The sequence below is a fragment of the Mesoaciditoga sp. genome (assembly GCF_054006115.1).
Genome location: NZ_JBPNHS010000018.1, coordinates 1 through 4,431, shown reverse-complemented (window position 1 = coordinate 4,431; position 4,431 = coordinate 1). Strand labels below are relative to the sequence as shown.

Annotated in this window: 5 protein-coding genes; 1 reads left to right on the top strand and 4 read right to left on the bottom strand. The window is 34.9% G+C overall.

All coding sequences use genetic code 11. From position 1 onward, the window contains the following. Nucleotides 1-213: 213 nt before the first annotated feature. From ACXJIN_RS03475 to ACXJIN_RS03460, 4 genes are all read right to left on the bottom strand, one after another. Nucleotides 214-1,026 carry a hypothetical protein gene (locus tag ACXJIN_RS03475; RefSeq protein ID WP_456399408.1) on the bottom strand — a complete coding sequence of 271 codons (813 nt, stop codon included), beginning with the start codon at nucleotides 1,024-1,026 and terminating at the stop codon, nucleotides 214-216. A gap of 393 nt (nucleotides 1,027-1,419) precedes the next feature. Further along, nucleotides 1,420-2,697: a hypothetical protein gene (locus ACXJIN_RS03470; RefSeq protein ID WP_456399407.1), complete on the bottom strand. Its 1,278-nt coding sequence runs from the start codon at nucleotides 2,695-2,697 to the stop codon at nucleotides 1,420-1,422. A gap of 12 nt (nucleotides 2,698-2,709) precedes the next feature. Further along, nucleotides 2,710-3,111, bottom strand: a complete 402-nt coding sequence (locus ACXJIN_RS03465; protein WP_036225322.1) for a hypothetical protein — start codon at nucleotides 3,109-3,111, stop codon at nucleotides 2,710-2,712. A 95-nt stretch (nucleotides 3,112-3,206) separates the two neighbouring features. Next, on the bottom strand, nucleotides 3,207-3,425 hold the full coding sequence (locus ACXJIN_RS03460) for a hypothetical protein (RefSeq protein WP_456399406.1): 219 nt from the start codon (nucleotides 3,423-3,425) through the stop codon (nucleotides 3,207-3,209). Between the two features lie 202 nt (nucleotides 3,426-3,627). Between ACXJIN_RS03460 and ACXJIN_RS03455 the strand changes: the two genes are divergently transcribed. Beyond that, a partial coding sequence (locus ACXJIN_RS03455; protein WP_456399405.1) for a hypothetical protein occupies nucleotides 3,628-4,431 on the top strand: 804 nt, incomplete at its 3' end.

Sequence of the window (4,431 nt, the reverse complement as noted above, 5' to 3'; positions counted from 1 at the left end):
GTTGTGTGTGAAGATTAAAAAAGCAAAAAAGACGTAAGCAGGCCATTGAAAAAGGGCGTAAATATTGAAAAGCTGGCAACACCTCCAATTTTGTGGGTTCAATAAAATTTTACAGCTGGTGTTGCCGGTTTTTCAATCTTTATGCCCTCTTTCAATGACCTGCTTACGTCTTTTTTGCTTTTTTAATCTTCACACACAACATGAGTGAGTGATTTATTCTAACCCCAAACTTTCTTTGAGCGTAAGGAATCCATATTGATAAAGCGTATTTACAACAAACACCTTTTGATTGACATATTCTTTTGGCATGTCCTTTATCATCTTTACAACGTAGGATTTCAAATTCTCAATTTTTCCGTATTTTGTAAGAATCACGGTGTTTCCATTTACACTGAGAAATTTCACGTAGTTCTTAACCTCCGGTGAATACCAATATTCATACGTTTTTCCGTTGTTGTAAGTCTCTTTTATCAGCATCGTGTTAAATTTGCCAACGGGCGTTATTATAGTTTGTGTGGAGGATACTTCCGCTTTAAGAGGAAAATATTCATCTTCTTTTGGATTTTTAGGAAGAGGAATGTTGGATTTTATCGTTGGAAAGAGCACTTGCCATTTCTTTCCATCGTACAAAGGAAAATCAAAATCATATGACAGGCTTTCTTTTAACGAAGAAATTGAAAGATTGCAAATGGGTGCGTAAGCTATGTCCAAAATATTTCCTTGATTTGTATGAACTTCTTTTAAGATAACGTATTCGTAAGCGGGAACATCCTCAAAATATCTCATCTGTAAAACTATGTATTTTTTTGTTGTTACCATCGATGATGGAATGTTGATCCATTTATGATATATCGCGTATCCATTCTCAGAAGCGACTTTAGATGTTGAATATTGCCAAAATTCTCCACTTTGCCATGTTGGAAGGTAATAGGGATAGGTTATCGATTGAATTATTCCTTTTGGAAAGGCTAAAAGCGAAAGAAGAAGCATCAAAATCCCCACAAAAAACGTAACTTTCCTTATCATTTAAACCATCTTCTCTCATTTTTCATTTTCAAATCAAAACTCTACCCGATTGGTAATTTTGTTGTTTTTAAGGCGGTTAAAATGTGCACATTTTTTCACCCCACTATGCATTTTACCCCCATGACAGCCATTTTCTGCAATTCAGCAATCATTTCCTGTGCTTTCACGTTTTCCATGAGAGTGGTTTGAGGATTTTTATCACTTCTGCTTTGTGGCAAAAAGGGGACGAGGTATGGTAGCACGGTTACCTACCTCATCCACATCTGCAAAAGATACAAAACTTACGTGAATTAACGATACGATTGTGGATAAAAACAATAGAAATTTTCATACACATTGAGCCTTATTTGGATGCGAATTTCTTTTTTAACATTTACGCACAAGTTGGGTAATCTATTTCCCCATCAAGCTTTTCACAAAAGCCTTCATCTCGTTTGGAGATAGTTGCATGTAATCAAAATTTTGGTATATGTTCCATACAGCTAAGGGCATACTTAAAATTTTTCCGTTTTTCAATATGTAAATTTGCGAGGAAGATATGAAAGATAAAGGTATCATCTTCGAATTTATGTTTCCGAGAAACGATTTGGACGATTCAAGAGAGACTACTGGAAAATGTAGATCGTTGTTGTTGAGTAAAATCTGCAGCTTTTTATCTCGCCACTCATTGGCCCAGTAATTCGTTTTTCCGTAAAATACTGGAAAGACTAAAACTTTTAGTCCGTATTTTGAGTAATTCTCATACAATTCTTCTACTGAAAGTGTCATTTCATTTGCAATTTTCATGTTTTCAACATTTACATCTGCATTCAAGTCAAAAGGAACTTTCCAAAAATAGAGTAAAGTAATGTCATTTCTAATACTTTTCGAATTGAATACTTTGCCATTTAAAAGTTTTACGTTGAAATTTGGGAAATTATCTCCTATATGTAGTTCTTCATTCTTGTAATTAGCATTCGTTTTCAATATCACCATTTTGGTTCCCGCAGGTGATACAGATAAGACTTTATACAATCTATTCCCAATAGCTACTTGAGTGGCTGGATAGAAACTCTGGCTCATTCTTGGGGTGTCAACACAGTCAACGGATATCCCATCTTTAGACAGATCACTGTATGAAGCGTTACCTGCAACGTTAGACAGGATCAACGTGTGCTCCAAGCCATCGATCTTTATCTTGCCAACCATAACCGCTGCAATGTAGTAGTAAAGAGGGGATACGGTATTTTTACCAACCCAAATGGAAATGCGTATTGGATAAGAGTAAGAAATGCCATTGAAATTCAATTTAATATTGACAATCGCGCTGTAAAAAGTTTTATTATGAAACTTATTTCTGATGCCAAACGTTACCTTATCCGTTGGCAAAATAGACGGTACGCCAGGTTTGCTGAGAAATAGTTTAAACTCATCGTTGGAATATCCGGCAAGTACGTATATGTTTTGATTTCCTAACTTTAAAATTCCAAAAAGTGACTTTGAGAGTTTTGGAAATGACTTCAAAGATGATAAAGGAACACTACTGAGTTGAACACTTTCTTGAGGTCCTAACCAGAAAAAGGATGTTGTGTAAACTTGCGATAAATTGATAGTTTGTTTTTGAAAAGTAGACGCGAAAGCTAGTGAGAAAAAGATAAAAATGACAAGAATCACCAATACACTTTTCTTCATTTGAATCACCTCCTATTGACCAATCACACTTATATTGGACCATGGGCCAGAGACTATGTAAGCTTGACTGATAGTTGACATTGGATAAGGTGGATATTTTTCTCCTGTGAAACTTCCTGATCCATATCCAGTTCCTCCGGTTGTTATATTAACAATACCACTTATACCAAGATATCCAACCCAATATTTCGTAGACATTCCACCTTCAACTTGAAAATACAGTGGAATCTTTTGTCCATTTTCTACGCTATAAGCATATCCATTAACCTGTATCATCCATAATCCTACTGGAATAGCCGAAGAACCAACAGATTGAACAGGTATATTCACAATTGGCTTTGATGCTGCTAAAGCGTAAAAGCTAATCGTTGAAATTATCACCAATGTAATTATTAAAGTGACACTCTTTTTCACTTCTAACATCTCCTCTCAATCTTTTTTTCAAATCAAAACTTTATGGGTAAACTTATACTTTAAGGCGGTTTAAATGTGCACATTTTTCTCACCCCCTATGCATTTTTGGTCACAATGACAGCCATTTTCTGCAATTCAACAAGCATTTCCTGTGCTTTCACATTTTCCATAACAGTGGTTTGAGGATTTTTATTACCACTATGATCCCCACTTCCACCATCATCGCTAAAGTAGACAATCTTATTTGAAAGAAAAAGTGTGAAAATTAATAATGCGAGGATAGAAACAATGACTATCACTTTCCAACGTTTCATCTTTCAATCCCCCTATTTCAAAATTTCTATACAAATTTATTGTACAATTTCATTCTCCTGAGGCTCAAATTTAGCGATCTTGTAAAGCCTTATGAAATAAGGACTTGAAAGGGGTGAAAATTGTTACATTACCCTCATAAACGGCTATTTTAGTGATATAATTTTATGAACAAGTGCTTTAAATACAGAAGGAGTGCGAATCTTGAATTATCGTTTTCTATCTCTACTTAGGGTGATTAAAAAACACGGATCGTTTTCTTATCCATTCATAAGTTATGCTTTGGAAAATCTTCATTTTTCCAAAGCTCAAATTGCCTGGATCAAGTCCATAAAATACGAAGGAATGTATTTATACAGGCTTGCCATGGATGAAGTGAAAAATGGCCTCGATGTATGTTCAGACAACAATCTCAAGTTTTTACTTCTTTCTAAAAAATTAGAACTTCTAAGATTTCTTGGTAGAAACAAGATGGCAGACAGGCTTTATGCCAGAATGAAAAAAGATTTATCCTTTCTTTCCCCAACCGTAAGAGATATCATTGAGGTTGAATTTACCGCACATCGCTCTTTCTTTCATGAGGAAAAAGATTGTTTAGGAAAGATAAGTAAAGAAAACAAGAATTTCAACGATTCAGCAAAAGCATTTCTTGAAATAAACATTGGAAGGAATTTGGTAAGAAATGAAAAGAAGGAAGGCTTAAAACATTTCAGAAAGGCCTTTGAACTTGCAAGAACTATTCCACATCCCTCTGGAATGGTAACATCTGCGAACGCTTTAGCGTGGTACGGAAAGAAATACGATGTGAATGAAGCAATTCATTATGCAAAAGAAGCTCTTTATTGGCTTGGATGGTACTTTGAGAATCCAAGACTTTACGTTTTCGATACGGCCTTAGAAGTTTTAAACGAAGCAAATGATGTATCTTTTTATGAAGTGGCAAAAGATTTTATCTTTCTTTACGAATCATCTCCAAAAGAAGAGAAGAAAAAATACAAAAAGCGATAC

Coding starts and splice junctions, on each gene's coding strand:
- ACXJIN_RS03470 (WP_456399407.1), bottom strand. CDS start 2,697: ATGAAGAAAAGTGTATTGGTGATTCTTGTCATTTTTATCTTTTTCTCA.
- ACXJIN_RS03475 (WP_456399408.1), bottom strand. CDS start 1,026: ATGATAAGGAAAGTTACGTTTTTTGTGGGGATTTTGATGCTTCTTCTT.
- ACXJIN_RS03460 (WP_456399406.1), bottom strand. CDS start 3,425: ATGAAACGTTGGAAAGTGATAGTCATTGTTTCTATCCTCGCATTATTA.